This is a genomic window from Streptomyces sp. NPDC002867 (genome assembly GCF_053591895.1).
Genome location: NZ_JBSFUR010000007.1, coordinates 197,552 through 212,816 on the forward strand (window position 1 = coordinate 197,552; position 15,265 = coordinate 212,816).

The following is a 15,265-nucleotide window of genomic DNA, read 5'->3' on the forward strand; positions in this document are numbered from 1 at the left end:
CGATAACTACGGGAAGCGGGGGGCGCGATGGCCGAGCGTGACGAAACCGCGGTGGCGGGGCTGGCCGAGGTGATCGGACAGGTCCGCGACGAGCTGGAGCGGGCCCAGCGCGCCGGCGCGGGCCGCGATCTGCGGTTCAGCGTGGAGAGCGTGCAGCTGGAGTTCGCCGTGCAGGTCAGGCGCGAGGCCACCGGGAGCGGCGAACTGCGGATCGGCGTGCTGACGGCGGGCGGGGGCGGCACGAAGGGCCACGACCGCACCCACACCATCCAGATCCAGCTCAAGCCGCACGGGCGCGACGGCAACCCGAACATCAGCGTCGGCGGCCTCGGGCCGCGCTAGCGTCCGCCCGCTGCCTCACAGCCGGCTCAGCGAGGCCGCCGCGAACAGCACGTCCCGGATCGCCTCCCGGTCACCGTCCTGGCCCGCCGCGGCTTCATCCGGCGACACGTGCCCGGCGACGAGCCGGCAGAACTCGACGCCGTCGAGCGCCACCTGGGCCACCGAACGGTCGGGCGATCCGACGGCGGCCGGCGAGTCCAGGGCGATGTACCAGTTGCCCCCGCCCGACCCCTCGACCTCCAGGTGCAGCGAGCGCCCCGGTGCCCCGGCCGCCACCAGATCGCGTACGGGCCCTGCGAGACCCGCGCGGCGCCGTTCGGCGAGGGCGGCCGGCAGGAGGCGGGCGGCGAGGTCGATCATCCGGTTGAGATGGGCGCCGCTCGGCGGGGCGTAGGGGTAGTCGACCGCGTCGGCGATGTCCTCGGCGTGGATCCAGCACTCGAAGGCCCGGTCGAGGAGCGAGTCGCGCAGCGGCAGGGCGAACGCCCCGTACGAGACGGACAGTTCGGTGACGTCCCGGCTCGCGAACGACACGGTGCGGATGAGGGCGTGGCTCTGGTCGCGCCAGGGTACGCGGATCGTGCGCGTGGGCGGCAGCTCGGCGCTGCCCCAGAACGCCTCCGTCCGCTCGGCGGGCCGCACGGGCGCGGCCCGGCCCAGCGGGTCGTCCAGACCGAGCGCGCCGGAGACCAGGCCGTCCACGCTCATCAGGTGCCCGATGACCCCGGCGACGGTCGTGCGCCGGTTGACCTGCCGGCCGCCCTCGAACCACTTCAGCCGCACGGGCGCGTGCCACTCGGACTCGCCGATGTCGCGCAGCAGCGCATCCAGCCGGGCGGTCTCGGCGTCGTACGGGTCGGCCCAGTCGGGCACAGGGATACGGGCGGGCCTGCGGCCCAGGCAGTTCTCCAGGACCTGGAAGCGCAGCAGCGGATCGAGGTCCAGGTCCCGGTCGGTGTGCAGCAGGCCGACGGCGTCGCGCAGCCGCAGCGCCTCGTCGGCGCAGGGGGCGCACTCGCCGAGATGCTCCTCGACGGCGGCGGTCTCCTCCGCGGAACAGGCGGACAGGGCCCACGCGCCCAGCAGCGACTTGAGCACGCCGTGCGACGCGGGGCCTTCGGGCGCCGCCGGCGCGCCGGCGTGCGCGCCGTGCACGGGTCCGGGCACCGCGTCGTCGCTCGCCGCCCCGTCCGCGTCGGGCGCCTCGGCATCCGCGCCGGAGCCGGCTGCTGTGCGGTCGCCCGCGGGCTGCGCGCCGGGCGTGCCAGGGACTGCCCCGGTCGCGGGTGCGGGTGCGGGGCCCGCGGCCTGCGCGTCGGGATCTGCGCCTGCCCCGGACGCCCCGGGCGTCGGGCCCGTGTCCGCGTCGGACGGGAGTACGGGGCCGTCGTCGGCAGGCTCCACGCCGTGCGCGTCATCGGGCGCGGCCGCGCCCGAGTTGTCCGCGGTGCCCGAGTTCTCACGCGGCTCCGGGCGCGGCGGACGGTACGCGTGCGGCGACAGGTCGTCCGCGGCCGGCCTGGGGGACGGTATGCGGGGAACGCCTCGCGTCTCGTCCCCTCCTCGGTCGCGATCGCGTCCGTCGCCGCCGCCGTCGAGTGGCCCGCTCACAGCGCGCGTCCGTATCCGGGCGGTGACGACCCCTCCAGCGGGCGCGTGTGCGCGGTGGACAGCAGTTGCAGCCCCAGCCGCAGCCTGCGCCGCGCCTCGTCCTCCGTCACCCCGAGGTCGGCCGCGGTCTGCCGGTAGTCCCGGCGCTGGAAGTACGCCAGCTCCAGCGCCGCCCGCAGCGGAGCGGGCATCGACGTCACGATGTAGTCGGCGCGGGCGGCGACCGCCGCGCGCCGCACCTTCTGCTCGAGCTCCTCGGCGGTGCCTCCGCCGCCCCGGGCCAGGGCCGCGGCCTCGCTCTGGCGCAGCCGGTGCACGGCCTGCTTGTTGGTGAGCCGCGCCACCCAGGAGCGCATCGAGCCCTGTTTGGGGTCGTAGGCGTCCGGGTTCTCCCAGATGTAGCCGAAGACCTCGCGGGTGACCTGGTCGGCCGCCTCCTCGTCCTCCAGCACCCGGTGGGCCTGGCTGTGCACGAGCGCGGCGAACCGGTCGTACAGCTCCCCGAGCGCCGCGGCCTCGCCCCGCGCGAGCCGCTGCTGCATCTTGCGGTCCCAGCGCGGTGGTGCGTCCTTCGCCATGCGGCCCCCAGCCGTGTCGCCCTCGCAGTCCCCGGTCCGTGCCTCGTTCGAATGTAGTGCGCCCCCTGACGTACGCACCCCTCTTTGCACCAAGTACGCCCCCTGTCGCGGCCGTGGGTGGTAGGAGCCCGCCGGGCGGGGGCGCGGACGCGGGCCGGAGGACGGAACTCCGGGTGAGATGCGTCGCGTTTCAGGGAGGGACGGCAGGGCAGTGGCCAGTGGAAGGACGGCTTCCGGTCTCCGGGCCGGCCGGTTCGACGAGAGGTCCGTACGTGATGATGCTCAAGGTGGCCGAGACCCGGCAGGGCGCGTGGACCGTGCTGCACGTCTGCGGCGAGCTCGATCTCGTGTCCTCGCCCGTGGTCCGCCAGCGGGTCCACGACGCGGTCGCGGCAGGCGACCGCGATGTGGTGCTCGACCTCTCCGAGGTCTTCTTCTGCGACTCCAGCGGCGTGGGGGTGCTCGTCGCCGCCCGCCGGCTGATGCGCTCCTGCCAGGGCAGGCTCCGGCTGATACTTCCCGCGCGCGGCGCCGAGGAGGGCTCGCACGTCAACAGGGTGCTGAGCGCGCTCGGCGTGCGCCGCCTGTTCGAGGTGTACGCGGACGTGCTCTCGGCGACGGACGACGACGCGCGGCCCCTCTCGGCGTGAGCCCGCGCGACGCGATCCCGTTCGGTCACCGGCGCGTCGTCCCGAAGTCGCCGCCCGGTAATTCACCGGGTGTGTACACGCGTCAGCGCCCGGGGCTCTACGCTCCCGCCATGGACAGCGCAGAGTATGAGCGGAAGATTGCTTCCCGCTTCGCCGCTTTCGATCAGGACGGCAACGGCTCCATCGACCGCGAGGACTTCAGCAAGGCCGCGGCCTCGGTCCTCGCCGAGTTCTCCGTGACGGCACGCTCCGTCAAGGGACAGGCCCTCTACAGCGGCGCCGAGGCGTTCTGGCAGGGCATGGCCGGGATCGCCGACGTGGACGGGGACCAGCGGGTCAGCCGGCAGGAGTTCGTGACCGGCGCGGTGAAGCGGCTGCGCGACAACCCCCAGCGGTTCGGCGAGATCGCCCGTCCGTTCCTGCACGCCGTCGTCGCCGTCGCCGAGGAGGACGGCGCCGGTGTCACCCCCGCGTCGGCCGCCCGCGTGATGCGCGCCCTCGGCGTCGACGCGCCGGTCGCGGAGCAGGCCGCGGCGGCGCTGGACACGGACGGCGACGGCAGGATCTCCGAGGAGGAGATCCTGACGGCGTTCGCCGCGTACTGCGTCACCCCCGAGCAGCCCAGGTGACAGACGGTCCCGGGCCGCCCGGCGCACTGGGCGGCCCCCACCCCGCGCCGGTCAGGCGTAGCGCTCCCTGAGCCTGTACTTGAGCACCTTCCGCAGCGTCTCGTTGCGGGGCAGTGCGTCCACCACCTCCAGTTGTTCCGGCAGTTTGTGCACCGCCAGGCCCGATGACCGCAGGTGGGAACGGAGTTCCCCGAGCGTGGGGTCGTCCGCGCCCCGGGCCCGTTCGACCACCGCGCAGACGCGCTCGCCGCGTTCCGCGTCGGGCAGTCCGATCACCGCGGCGTCGCCCACCGCCGGATGCGTGTGCAGCAGGCTCTCGATCTCCTGGGCCGAGATGTTCTCGCCCTTGCGGATGATCACGTCCTTGGCCCGGCCCGTGAGCACGAGGTGGCCGCTGTCGGTGAGGTGGCCGAGGTCGCCCGTCCGCAGGAAGCCCTCGGAGTCGAACGGGCTCTCCGTGGCTCCCAGATAGCCCCGGCAGACGGCCTCGCCGCGGAGCCGGACCTCGCCGTCGACGATGCGGATCTCCATCCCGGCGGGCGGCCGGCCCTCGGTACGGGCGAGGTTCTCGGGGGTGTCGTCGGGCGCGTTCATGGTGATCATCGGGACCTCGGTCATGCCGTAGCCGTGGGTGAGCGCGCAGCCCAGCTCGCGGACGACGGCGTGGTACAGCTCCGGCGGCTTGGGCGCGCCGCCGCCCGCGAGCAGCCGCAGGGTCGGAATGAGCTTCTCGCCGGGCCGCTTGCGCTGTTCGGCGAGGAACATCGCGTAGAACGCGGTGGAGCCGCCGGCCGTCGTGACGCCGTGCCTGCGGTACTCGGCCAGCGCGTCGGGCAGCGCGAACCGCTCGAAGAGGACCGCCGGGAACCCGTACAGCAGCAGCATCACGAGGTAGTCCGGGCCGCCGATGTGCGCGAAGGGAAAGGCGATCGAGCCGATGTCGTCGGGGGTCAGGCGCAGCGCGTGGGCGAGACACGAACCGCCCGCGATCAGGGAGCGGTCCGTGTGCAGGACGCCCTTCGGGTCGGACGTGGTGCCGGAGGTCCAGTAGATCCAGCGCACGTCGGTCCCCGACGAGGGCGGCTCGGGCAGCACGGCCGGGTCGCCGTCGGGCAGTGTCCTGTACGCCTCGAAGACGCCGCGCGCCCCGAGCCGTCCGGCCATCGCCGTGTGGTCGAAACCCCGCCACTCACCGGGCACGGCGAAGAACTCCGCCTTGGACTCGCGCAGCGCGAAGCCGGTCTCGCGGTCCCGGTAGAAGGGGATCACGGGGCTCTGCACGGCGCCGATCCTGGCGAGGGCGACGGTCAGCAGCACGGTCTCGATGCGGGTGGGCAGTTGCCAGGCGACGACCGTGCCGGGGCGTACGCCCATGCCGTACAGCCCGGCCGCGACCCGCTCGGCGCGCTCGCGCAGCCCGCCGAAGCCGAGGGCGCGCTCCTCCTGGAGAAGGACGGGGCGGCCCGGGGTGAGCGCGGCGCGCCGGTCGACGAGCTCCCACAGGGTGCGTGACGCGCCGAGCGCGTGTGCGGTCTCGTTCATCGCCGGACCTCCGTAACTGACGGACAGTCAGATAGTGCGCAGAGCGTAGGGCTCCGCGCCTTGTCGGTCCAGGGGTGCGGGACTAGCCTATGAGCTGACGACCCATCAGAAACGGTTCGAACCCGTCCGCAGCGGAGGCCCCGGTGGAACAGGAACTGCCCCGGATCGTGAGCGTCGACGACCATGTGATCGAGCCCGCGCACCTCTTCGAGACCTGGCTGCCGGCCCGGTACCGCGACCGCGGGCCCAAGCCGCTGACCGCGGGCATCGGTGAGCTCGCCTACGTGGGCGGCAAGTACCGCATCACGATGGACCCGGACGGGCCGCCGGCCGACTGGTGGATCTACGAGGACCTGAAGTTCCCGTACAAGCGCAACATCGCCGCCGTCGGCTTCGACCGCGACGACATGACGCTGGAGGGGATCACACGCGCGGAGATGCGCCCCGGGTGCTGGGACCCGAAGGAACGGCTCAAGGACATGGATCTCAACCATGTCGAGGCGTCCCTGTGCTTTCCCACCTTCCCCCGCTTCTGCGGGCAGACCTTCGCCGAGGCCCACGACAAGGAGGTCGCCCTCGCCTGCGTGCGCGCCTACAACGACTGGATGGTCGAGGAGTGGTGCGGCGACAGCGGCGGCCGGCTCGTCCCCCTGTGCATCGTCCCGCTGTGGGACGTCGGCCTCGCGGTGGCGGAGATCGGGCGGAACGCCGCGCGGGGCGTGAGGGCGGTGACCTTCTCCGAGATCCCGACCCACCTCGGACTCCCATCCATCCACTCCGGGTACTGGGACCCCTTCTTCGCCGCCTGCCAGGACACCGGCACGGTCGTCAACATGCACATCGGGTCCAGCTCCCAGATGCCCGCCGCGTCCCCCGACGCCCCGCCCGCCGTCCAGGCGTCGCTCAGCTTCAACAACGCCATGGCCTCTATGACGGACTTCCTCTTCAGCGGCGTCCTGGTGAGATTCCCCCGGCTCACGCTCGCCTACAGCGAGGGGCAGATGGGCTGGATCCCGTACGCCCTCGAACGGGCCGACGACGTGTGGGAGGAGCACCGCGCCTGGGGCGGTGTGCGCGACCTGATCCCCGAACCGCCCTCCACCTACTACTACCGGCAGATCTTCTGCTGCTTCTTCCGAGACAAGCACGGCATCGCCTCGATCGACACCGTCGGCCGCGACAACGCCACCTTCGAGACCGACTACCCGCACGTCGACTCGACCTTCCCGCACACCAAGGAGGTCGCCCTCGACCACGTGAAGGACCTCGACGACGAGACGGTGTACAAGCTCATGCGGGGCAACGCGATCCGCATGCTCGGCCTGGACCTCGTCTGATGGACCTGGGGAGTACGGCCGAGGAGGAGGAGTTCCGGGCCCGGCTGCGCGCCTGGCTCGCCGTCGCCCTCCCGAAGCTCCCACCCGAACCGCCGCCGGAGGACTGGCCGGCCCGGCGCGCGTACGACACCGCCTGGCAGCGCGCGCTGTACGACGCCGGGTACGGGGACGTGCACACGAACGCCCCGCCGGCCCTGCGGCTGGTCTTCCTGGAGGAGACGGAGCTCGCCGGCGCCCCCTACGTCGGCGCCAACTTCGTCGGACTGCTCCACGCCGGGCCCACCATCGCCGCCGAGGGCACCCCCGGACAGCGGGAGCGCTGGCTGACGCCGATCCTGCGCGGCGACGAGATCTGGTGCCAGGGCTTCAGCGAACCGGACGCCGGATCCGACCTCGCCTCGCTGCGCACCCGCGCCGTCCGCGACGGCGCCGACTACGTCGTGACCGGCTCCAAGATCTGGACCTCGCACGCGGAGGTCGCCGACTGGTGCGAACTCCTCGTCCGCACCGGCTCCGACACCTGCGGACACCGCGGCATCACCTGGCTCGCGATGCCGATGGACGCCCCCGGCATCACCGTGCGGCCGCTGCGCACCCTTGCCGGATCGGCCGAGTTCGCCGAGGTGTTCCTCGACGAGGTGCGGGTGCCGGCGGCCAACCGGGTGGGGGAGGAGAACGACGGCTGGCGGGTCACCATGATCACGCTCTCCTTCGAGCGCGGCACCGCCTTCGCCGGAGAGGTCGTCGCCTGCCGCCGCACCCTGGCCCGTCTGGCCCGCGCGGCCCGCGGCAACGGCCGCTGGGACGACACCGTGCTGCGTCGCAGACTCGGCAGGCTGCACGCCGAGTTCGCCGCCCTGTGGCGGCTCGTGCAGTGGAACGTGAGCGAGGCCGCCGCCACCGGCGGCGTCCCCGGCACCGGCGGCTCCGTCTTCAAGCTCCGCTACTCGCACGCCCGTCAGGAGCTGTACGACGCGGCCGCCGACGTCCTCGGCCCCGACGCGTTCGACCTCGGCCACGACTGGACGCGCGACCGGCTCTCCTCCCTGTCGTACACGATCGCCGCCGGCACCTCGCAGATCCAGCGGAACATCGTCGCCGAGCGGATACTCGGCCTGCCGAAGGGGCGCTGATGGACTTCCGGCTCACCGACGACCAGCGGGCCCTGCGCGCGGGCGTGCGTGCCCTGCTGTCCGCCCGCTTCGACCGCGATGCGCTGCGCGCCGCCGTGGCGGAGCCCCGGCTCGACCGGGGGCTGTGGCGGGAGTTGGGGTCCGCCGGATTCTTCTGCCTGCGGCTTCCGGAGGCGGACGGCGGCGTCGGACTGGGCCTCCCGGAGGCGGTTCTCGCCTTCGAGGAGGCCGGCCGGACCCTGCTGCCGGGGCCGTTGGTCGCCACGCACCTCGCGGCGGGCCGGATCCCCGGCGCCGCCACCGGCGAGACGGTCGTCACCGCGTCCGACGGCGCGCTCGTGCCCTGGCTGGACGCCGCCGACGCCGTTCTCGAAGAGCTCACCGACCCCGTGCCCGTACGCTCGCTCGACCCGCTGACGCCGCTGCACCGGGACACCGGCGGCCGCGGCGGGCCGCCCGATCCCGTCGCGGCGCTGCTCACCGCCGCCGAACAGCTCGGTTCGGCGGCCAGGACGACGGACACGGCCGCGCGATACGCCCGCGAACGCACCCAGTTCGGACGGCCCATCGGCTCCTTCCAGGCCGTGGCGCACCTGTGCGCCGGCATGCTCGTCCGCACGGAACTCGCCCGCTGCGCCGTCTACGCCGCGGCCGTCACCGCCGACCCCGTCGACATCGGCGGGGCCAAGCTCCTCGCCGACGACGCGGCCGTGCAGGGAGCGCGGGACTGTCTCCAGATCTTCGGCGGGATGGGCTTCACCTGGGAGTCGGACGTCCATCTCCATCTCAAGCGCGCCTGGTTGCGGGCCGGGACGTGGCTCACGGCGGCGGAGGCGGAGGAGACGCAGGCCCAGGCATTGGCCTCAGCACTGTGAAGAGTCACCGAGCGTCGATATCGGGTTGTGTCCTTCGGGCGACTCGTCACGGCCCGGAGTCGTCATGCCGCTCCGGTACGCTCCATCAGATGCGAGTCGCTGCGAGGACGAGGCGTCACGGTGCGGCCGGTCCGGCCGGTCCGGGCCTGCCGATGCGCGCTGATCGGCCGGTGCGTGTGCGGACTGCGAGCCTGTGTTCGACTCCCCGCGAGGTGCGTCGCACAGTATGCACCATCGGTACTCCGTCACGCTGGAATATGCCCGAAGCGCTTGTTGTGGTGACAGAACGTCAACCATGCTGTCCTGCAAGGGAATCACGTTCCGTGATGACTGTGAGGCGCAAGGCGATGTGTCCGCCGGTTCGGATGGTGTGAGCGGTGCAGGTGCTTCAGGTGCAGTTGGAGGTCGGGCCCGATCCCGCGGAGGTGGGGCGGGCGCGCAGGTGGGCCCGTTCTCGCCTCGTGCGGTCAGGGGTGGGTGACGACGAGGCGCTGGCCGAGACGTTGATCCTGCTGATCTCGGAGCTCGTGACCAACGCCGTGGTGCACACGGGGTGTCCGGCGGTGCTGCGGATGCTGTTCGGCGGGAGTCCTGCGGAGGTGGGGACCGTGCGGGTCGAGGTCGCCGACAGCAGCGCCTGCCCGCCCCTGCGCCGGCGCGCGGAGGGCGAGGACACGAACGGCCGCGGGCTCGAACTCGTCGACGGGCTCGCGGATCGCTGGGGCTGGCGTGCGGAGGGCGCGGGCAAGTCCATCTGGTGCGAGGTGGACCGATGTCCCGGTCCCGTACGGGAGGCGCCGCACACGGGGCCGCGCGTGCACGAGGTGGCGTACGGGATCGAGTCGTACGGCACGCTGCGCGCGACGGCGCGCGGTGCCTGACGTCTGACGCCCGCCGTCTAGAGCACGGCCACCGGAGCGACGGGCGTGCCGGTTCCGCCGACGAACGGTTCCGGCATGGCGCACAGCAGGAAGGCGTGACGCCCCTGCTCCGCGCAGGTCGCGCTCAGCTCCTCCAGGTTCCAGTTCTGACCCTGGAGCAGGCCCATCTCGACCAGGTGGAGCGCGTGCACGGGCAGCCAGAGGCCCTCGATCTCCGGCGGGAAGATCTCGAAGGCGAGCGTGTCGTTGGCGACGGCCGCGACGTCACGGGCGTGGAACCACTCGGGGGTTCGGACGGACAGGCCGGGCGAGGGATGGCCGTAGCCGTGCCTGTCCCCCTCCAGCAGGCGTCGCATCTGCCCGGTTCGTACGAGGACGATGTCACCGGACCGGACCGTGACCCCGCCGAACTCCGCGGCCTCGTCCAGGTCCTCGGGCGTGACGGCGTGGTCGCCGGGCAGCGCGTCCACGCCCTTCGCGCGGGCCACGTCCAGCAGGACGCCCCGTGACACGACCGGCGGGACGGTGCCGATGCCGCTGAAGCCGGCGCCGCCGTGGGGGGTGATGGAGGCGGCGGGGCGGCCGTTGTAGAGCACGCCCGAGTGCGAGGCGTGCGGGAGCGCGTCCCAGTGCGTCGCGCACTGCAGCCCCATCGTCACCACGTCGTCGCTGGTGGCGACTGTGCCGGGGCCGAAAAGCTCCTGGTTGATCTGCACCATGGTGTGCAGGGGGTTGACGCGCCCCGGAATGACGCCGGTCTGGACGCCGTCCTGCCGGAGCGGGAGCGCGAGCGGGACGCGCAGCCCCTGTGTGACGGTGGCGGCGGCGTCCCGCACGGCGGCCGGGGTGATCAGGTTCAGTGTGCCGATCTCGTCGTCGGCCCCCCACCGTCCCCAGTTGTTGACGCGTTTGGCGATCTCGTGGAACTCGGCCGGCAGGGACATGGCGCCTCCTGGGGCTTGTGCTCGGCTGTCCGACGGGCCAAGAATCTAACGGGTCGTCAGATTCCTCGGGAAGGGGCCGGTGTGGGGAACTTCTTGGCAGGCAAGGTGGTTGCCGTGACCGGCGCGGGACGCGGCATCGGCCGCGCGGTCGCCCGCGCCGCCGCGGCCGAGGGCGCGAAGGTCGTCGTCAACGACTACGGCGTCTCCGTCGCGGGTGGCGAACCGACGAGCGAGATCGCGGCCGGCGTCGTCAAGGAGATCGAGGCGGCGGGCGGCGACGCGGTCGCGGTCGCCGACGACATCTCCACGATGGCGGGCGGGCAGCGGGTCGTCGACGTCGCGCTGGAGCGGTACGGGCGGCTCGACGGGGTCGTGTGCGTGGCAGGGATCCTGCGCGAGCGGATGCTGTTCAACATGACCGAGGAGGAGTGGGACCCGGTCGTCGCCACCCATCTCAAGGGCACGTTCACCGTCTTCCGGGCGGCGTCCGCGGTGATGCGGCGGCAGGGAGCGGGCACGCTGATCGGCTTCACCAGCGGCAACCACCAGGGATCGGTGTCCCAGGCCAACTACGCGGCGGCGAAGGGCGGCGTCATCTCGCTGGTCCGCAGCGCGGCGCTCGGCCTCCACAAGTACGGCGTCACGGCGAACGCAGTGGCCCCCGTCGCCCGCACCCGCATGTCGGCGAACGTCCCCGTGGAACTCGCCGAGATCGGCGACCCGGAGGACGTGGCGGCGTTCGTGGTCTACCTGCTCTCCGACGCCGCGCACGCGGAGGGCGTCACGGGCCAGGTGTACACGGTGGCGGGCCCCAAGATCGCGGTCTGGGCCCAGCCGAGGGAACTCCGCGCGGCGTACGCGGAGGGCGGCGCCTGGACGCCGGAACGCATCGCCCGCACCCTCCCGGGCACGGTGGGCACGGACCCGATGCCGCTGCTGTCGCATGTCGCCGCCATGTCCGCAGCGGCGGCCCAGGGCGCCCGCCCGAACGCGTGACAGGAGCACCCCATGAACGTCCACGTCGTCAGCAGTGACCCCGCCTTCCGGGCCGCCGGCACCGTCCACGGCGGCTCGGACGAGATCCGGCGCACCCGCATCGCCGAGCGCCTGCTCGGCCTTCCCAAGGAGCCGAGGCCATGAGAGGCGTGGTGTTCGACGGCACGCGGGCGCAGGTCGTCGACGATCTGGAGGTACGCGAGCCGGGTCCCGGCGAGGTCCTCGTCGCGATCGCCGCCGCCGGGCTGTGCCACAGCGACCTGTCGGTGATCGACGGAACGATCCCCTTCCCTTCCCCCGTCGTCCTCGGCCACGAGGGCGCGGGGATCGTCGAGGCGGTCGGCCCCGGTGTCGGCCATGTGGCGCCTGGCGACCATGTCTGCCTGTCGACCCTCGCGAACTGCGGGACGTGCGCCGACTGCGACCGCGGACGCCCGACCATGTGCCGGCGGGCGATCGGCCGCCCCGGCCGGCCGTTCTCGCGCGGCGGCACGCCGGTGTTCCAGTTCGCCGCCAACTCCGCCTTCGCCGAGCGCACGGTCGTCAAGGCCGTGCAGGCGGTGAGGATCCCCGCCGACATCCCCCTCACCTCCGCCGCGCTCATCGGCTGCGCGGTCCTCACCGGCGTCGGCGCCGTACTGAACCGGGCCGGGACCGGACGCGGCGAGACCGTCGTCGTGATCGGCGCCGGCGGCATCGGGCTCAATGTCGTCCAGGGCGCTCGTATCGCGGGCGCGTCCGCGATCGTCGCGGTCGACGCCAACCCGGCGAAGGAGGCCATGGCACGCAGGTTCGGCGCGACGGACTTCCTCACCTCCGCCGGCGCCGTGCGGGACGTCCTGCCGGCCGGCGCCGACCACGTCTTCGAGTGCGTCGGGAGCCCCGCGCTGGTCAGGCAGGCGATCGACCTCCTCGACCGGCGCGGGCAGGCGGTCCTGCTGGGCATGACCCCACCCGCGGCGGAGGCCACGTTCCTGCCGGCGTCGCTGTTCCTGGACAAGTCGGTCCTCGGCTGCCGTTACGGGTCGTCGCGGCCGCAGCACGACATCGCGCTCTACGCGGAGCTGTACCGGCGGGGCGAGCTGCTGCTCGACGAACTCGTCACCGAGACCTACTCGGTCGAGGATTTCGCGAAGGCGGCGGACGACGCGCACCACGGGCGGGTGGCACGCGGGGTGCTGACCTTCTGAGCCGGACGCGCTCCCGCCGTGTGCCGCGCCCCCGCCGTACACCGCACAGGCGCCGCCCGGCGGCGGGCGCCGAACCCGGCGGAGAGAACGGTCAGTTGCTCCCCGCCGCCGCGCGGAACGTCCGGCGGTAGACCGTCGGAGGCACCCCCAGCGCCGACTGCAGGTGCTGGCGCATCGACTGGGCCGTGCCGAAGCCCGCGTCCCGCGCCACCTGGTCCACCGACAGGTCCGTGGACTCCAGCAGGTGCCGGGCCCGCTCCACGCGCTGCTGGGTGATCCACTGGCCGGGGCTGACGCCGGCCTCCTCGCGGAAGCGCCGCGTGAAGGTCCGTACGGACATCGACTCCTGCGCGGCCATGTCGCGCAGCTGGATCGGCTCGTGGAGGCGGGCGAGCGCCCAGGCGCGGGCCGCCGTGGTGGTCGCCATCTGCGGTTCGGGGAGGGGGCGGTGGATGAACTGGGCCTGGCCGCCGTCCCGGTGCGGCGGGACCACCGTGCCGCGCGCGACCTCGTTGGCGACGGCCGTGCCGTGGTCGCGGCGCACGATGTGCAGGCACAGGTCGATCCCGGCCGCGACGCCCGCGGAGGTGAGCACGTCCCCGTCGTCGATGAACAGGACGTCGGCGTCGACCCGTACGGACGGGAACAGCCGCTGGAAGTGCTCGGCCGACGACCAGTGCGTGGTGGCGGGCCGGCCGTCGAGGTAGCCCGCCGCGGCGAGGACGTAGCCGCCGGTGCAGATCGAGACCATGCGGGTGCCCGGCCGGATGTACGCGAGGGCCGCGGCCAGCTCGTCGGTGAGGCGTCCCTCCTCGTAGACGGGCCCGAGCTCGTACGAGGCGGGGACCACGACCGTGTCGGCGGTGGCCAGCACCTCGGGGCCGTGCTCGACGGTCACCGCGAAGTCGGCGTCCGTCCGGACCGGGCCCGCGGTGAGAGCGCACGTGAGGATCTCGTACAGGAGACGGCCCTCGGCGTCCTTGGCGCGGCCGAAGATGCGGTGCGGAATGCCCAGCTCGAAGGGGAGCAGCCCGGTCAGCGCCAGGACCACCACCCGATGCCTTCTCACCTCGGTCATGGCCCGATCCTAGCGAATGCTGTCCTTCGGGCCACTCGTTGTGCGCGGTACGAACGCCGAAGCTGTGTGACGTGACCCAGACAACCGTCCCGCACACCGGTTCCCAGCAGCCCCTTCGCCGTCCTCCTCGTGTCCACCGCGCGTGGTTCGTCGCCGCCGTCACCTTCGTGACGATCATCGGCGCCGCCGCCTTCGCCTCCTTGCCGGGCCTGCTGATCGAGCCGCTGCACGCGGAGTTCGACTGGTCGCGCGGGACGATCGGGTTCGCCGTCTCGGTGAACCTCGCGCTGTACGGGCTCACCGCGCCGTTCGCCGCGGCGCTCATGGACCGGTTCGGTATCCGCCGGGTCGTCGCGGTCGCCCTCTCCGTGATCGCGGCGGGCTCCGTCCTCACGGTGTGGATGACCGCGCCGTGGCAGCTCGTCCTGTACTGGGGCATCCTCGTCGGCCTCGGCTCCGGCTCGATGGCGCTCGCGTTCGCCGCGACCGTCACCAACCGCTGGTTCGTCAAGCGCCGGGGCCTGGTCACCGGCATCCTCACCGCGGCGGGCGCGTCCGGGCAGCTCGTCTTCCTGCCCCTGCTGTCCTGGCTGGTGGAGCACCACGAGTGGCGGCCCGCAGCGGTCACCGTCGCGCTCGCGGCGCTCGCCGTCGTCCCGTTCGTATGGCTGCTGCTGCGCGACCACCCGGCCGACGTGGGCCTCGCGGCATACGGCGCCGAGGGCTTCACGCCCAAGCCCGACCCCGTGCCCGGCGCGGCCCGCCGCGCGCTCACCGTCCTGTTCAAGGCGGCTCGCACCGGCCCGTTCTGGCTGCTCGCCGGCACTTTCGCGATCTGCGGCGCCTCGACGAACGGCCTGGTCAAGACCCACTTCGTGCCCGCGGCCCACGACCACGGCATGCCGATCACGGCGGCCGCGTCGCTGCTCGCCGTCATCGGCGTCTTCGACGTCGTCGGCACCATCGCGTCCGGCTGGTTCACGGACCGCTTCGAGGCGCGCCGGCTGCTCGCGGTCTACTACGCGCTGCGCGGCGTCTCGCTCCTTTTCCTGCCGATGCTGCTGGCGCCGTCCGTGCAGCCGCCGATGATCTTCTTCATCGTCTTCTACGGCCTGGACTGGGTGGCCACGGTTCCGCCGACCATCGCCCTGTGCCGCGAGCACTACGGCGAGGACAGCGCGATCGTCTTCGGCTGGGTCCTCGCCTCCCACCAGGTGGGCGCGGCGGTGGTGGCGTTCGCCGGGGGTGTGGCGCGCGACGTGTTCGGCTCGTACGACGTGGTCTGGTACGCCTCGGGCGCGCTGTGCGCGGCGGCGGCGCTGATGGCCCTCGTCATCCGCCGCAGGCCGCTGCCGAAGGTGACGCCGGCGGCCGCGTAGAAACCCCGCCGGACCCCGGGTACCTGCTGCGCACGGACACGGGCCGGCCCGTGCCGGAGCAGACCCCGCCCGAGCGGCGTGATCCGCGCCCGGGCTGGTG

16 protein-coding genes are annotated in these 15,265 nt (G+C 73.1%); 11 read left to right on the forward strand and 5 right to left on the reverse strand.

Annotated elements, in window-relative coordinates:
- Window positions 1–27: 27 nt before the first annotated feature.
- On the forward strand, window positions 28–342 hold the full coding sequence (locus ACWD0A_RS09635; RefSeq protein ID WP_177150405.1) for a trypco2 family protein: 315 nt from the start codon (window positions 28–30) through the stop codon (window positions 340–342).
- A gap of 15 nt (window positions 343–357) precedes the next feature.
- Here ACWD0A_RS09635 and ACWD0A_RS09640 read toward each other — a convergent pair whose 3' ends face one another.
- A complete protein-coding gene (locus ACWD0A_RS09640; protein WP_451296263.1) occupies window positions 358–1,746 on the reverse strand; it encodes a zf-HC2 domain-containing protein in 1,389 nt (462 codons plus the stop codon).
- Between the two features lie 203 nt (window positions 1,747–1,949).
- Window positions 1,950–2,531, reverse strand: coding sequence for a sigma-70 family RNA polymerase sigma factor (locus ACWD0A_RS09645; protein ID WP_451296265.1), 582 nt, complete (start codon window positions 2,529–2,531; stop codon window positions 1,950–1,952).
- A 275-nt stretch (window positions 2,532–2,806) separates the two neighbouring features.
- Between ACWD0A_RS09645 and ACWD0A_RS09650 the strand changes: the two genes are divergently transcribed.
- A complete protein-coding gene (locus ACWD0A_RS09650) occupies window positions 2,807–3,181 on the forward strand; it encodes an STAS domain-containing protein (RefSeq protein ID WP_451296267.1) in 375 nt (124 codons plus the stop codon).
- Window positions 3,182–3,291: 110 nt separating this feature from the next.
- Window positions 3,292–3,810: an EF-hand domain-containing protein gene (locus ACWD0A_RS09655; protein ID WP_307714915.1), complete on the forward strand. Its 519-nt coding sequence runs from the start codon at window positions 3,292–3,294 to the stop codon at window positions 3,808–3,810.
- 51 nt (window positions 3,811–3,861) lie between these two features.
- Here ACWD0A_RS09655 and ACWD0A_RS09660 read toward each other — a convergent pair whose 3' ends face one another.
- The gene (locus tag ACWD0A_RS09660) at window positions 3,862–5,352 is read right to left on the reverse strand and encodes a class I adenylate-forming enzyme family protein (protein WP_451296270.1); all 1,491 of its coding nucleotides are present in this window, start codon (window positions 5,350–5,352) and stop codon (window positions 3,862–3,864) included.
- A gap of 143 nt (window positions 5,353–5,495) precedes the next feature.
- Between ACWD0A_RS09660 and ACWD0A_RS09665 the strand changes: the two genes are divergently transcribed.
- The 4 genes from ACWD0A_RS09665 to ACWD0A_RS09680 all read left to right on the forward strand — a co-directional run bounded on the left by ACWD0A_RS09665 (window position 5,496) and on the right by ACWD0A_RS09680 (window position 9,578).
- Entirely contained in the window at window positions 5,496–6,689 is a 1,194-nt protein-coding gene (locus ACWD0A_RS09665) for an amidohydrolase family protein (protein WP_451296272.1), read from the forward strand.
- Window positions 6,689–7,822, forward strand: coding sequence for an acyl-CoA dehydrogenase family protein (locus tag ACWD0A_RS09670; protein WP_451296274.1), 1,134 nt, complete (start codon window positions 6,689–6,691; stop codon window positions 7,820–7,822). The genes ACWD0A_RS09665 and ACWD0A_RS09670 overlap by 1 nt, the downstream gene beginning before the upstream one ends.
- Entirely contained in the window at window positions 7,822–8,697 is an 876-nt protein-coding gene (locus tag ACWD0A_RS09675; protein ID WP_451296276.1) for an acyl-CoA dehydrogenase family protein, read from the forward strand. The genes ACWD0A_RS09670 and ACWD0A_RS09675 overlap by 1 nt, the downstream gene beginning before the upstream one ends.
- Before the next feature lie 377 nt (window positions 8,698–9,074).
- Window positions 9,075–9,578 (forward strand): ATP-binding protein, encoded by a 504-nt coding sequence (locus tag ACWD0A_RS09680; protein ID WP_451296278.1) that lies wholly within the window; start codon window positions 9,075–9,077, stop codon window positions 9,576–9,578.
- Between the two features lie 17 nt (window positions 9,579–9,595).
- On the opposite strand, the gene ACWD0A_RS09685 is transcribed toward ACWD0A_RS09680, so the two are convergent.
- Entirely contained in the window at window positions 9,596–10,522 is a 927-nt protein-coding gene (locus tag ACWD0A_RS09685; protein ID WP_451296280.1) for a cyclase family protein, read from the reverse strand.
- A gap of 81 nt (window positions 10,523–10,603) precedes the next feature.
- Between ACWD0A_RS09685 and ACWD0A_RS09690 the strand changes: the two genes are divergently transcribed.
- Genes ACWD0A_RS09690 through ACWD0A_RS09700 form a run of 3 tightly spaced genes read left to right on the forward strand, consistent with a single transcriptional unit; the run spans window position 10,604 to window position 12,708 of the window.
- On the forward strand, window positions 10,604–11,518 hold the full coding sequence (locus ACWD0A_RS09690) for an SDR family oxidoreductase (RefSeq protein WP_451296282.1): 915 nt from the start codon (window positions 10,604–10,606) through the stop codon (window positions 11,516–11,518).
- A gap of 12 nt (window positions 11,519–11,530) precedes the next feature.
- Window positions 11,531–11,662, forward strand: coding sequence for a hypothetical protein (locus ACWD0A_RS09695; RefSeq protein ID WP_451296284.1), 132 nt, complete (start codon window positions 11,531–11,533; stop codon window positions 11,660–11,662).
- Window positions 11,659–12,708: a Zn-dependent alcohol dehydrogenase gene (locus ACWD0A_RS09700; RefSeq protein ID WP_451296286.1), complete on the forward strand. Its 1,050-nt coding sequence runs from the start codon at window positions 11,659–11,661 to the stop codon at window positions 12,706–12,708. The genes ACWD0A_RS09695 and ACWD0A_RS09700 overlap by 4 nt, the downstream gene beginning before the upstream one ends.
- Before the next feature lie 91 nt (window positions 12,709–12,799).
- Here ACWD0A_RS09700 and ACWD0A_RS09705 read toward each other — a convergent pair whose 3' ends face one another.
- A complete protein-coding gene (locus ACWD0A_RS09705) occupies window positions 12,800–13,786 on the reverse strand; it encodes a GlxA family transcriptional regulator (RefSeq protein ID WP_451296288.1) in 987 nt (328 codons plus the stop codon).
- A 71-nt stretch (window positions 13,787–13,857) separates the two neighbouring features.
- Between ACWD0A_RS09705 and ACWD0A_RS09710 the strand changes: the two genes are divergently transcribed.
- Window positions 13,858–15,165, forward strand: a complete 1,308-nt coding sequence (locus ACWD0A_RS09710) for an MFS transporter (protein WP_451296290.1) — start codon at window positions 13,858–13,860, stop codon at window positions 15,163–15,165.
- Window positions 15,166–15,265 lie beyond the last annotated feature (100 nt).